1 pseudogene is annotated in these 565 nt (G+C 41.8%); it reads right to left on the minus strand.

Annotation, left to right across the window (positions count from 1 at the left end):
• Nucleotides 1-565, minus strand: a pseudogene (locus R8O10_RS26720) (hybrid sensor histidine kinase/response regulator); the annotation flags it as partial.

Raw genomic sequence — 565 nt, forward strand, 5'->3', positions numbered from 1 at the left:
GTCCGTCACTACAATTTGGTTGACCGTGTCATTACTTTGCATACTCACATGAATATGAAACTCGTCTGAACTGCGATGATGAAATGCGTTCTTAAACAAGTTATACATGACGTACTTTAACAATGTATCGCTACCCAAAAAATCAAACTCACTTCTTGCATCGAATGAGATCGCGAACCTGTCTGTCGAACGTTTATAACTGAAACTCTCAATGGCTTTTTCAACCACCGATTGAGCAGAATATCTTTTGAAGGAAGAGCGAGATACGCGGTTTTCATCAATCGATGTGAGCAATAAATCGATTGTCTCGTTGCCTGAATGAATAATGTTCATCGCATCTTCGCTCACTTCACGGAGCAAGGTTACGTCTTCACCACTCATGACATACTGATCTTTTTCGCCCATCGCCTTTTTGTTAGGCAAGACAGACTGAATAACATCTATCGACGTACATAAGCCACTGAGTGGATTACGCATTTCATGAGCAATACCAGCGCCAAACGACTTAGCGAGCGATACTTTTGCTTCATGCTCGACCTGATTTCGGAAATAGAACATGTTGCCA

This window comes from Vibrio sp. 1727 (assembly GCF_033344415.1).
Lineage (GTDB): Bacteria > Pseudomonadota > Gammaproteobacteria > Enterobacterales > Vibrionaceae > Vibrio > Vibrio alginolyticus.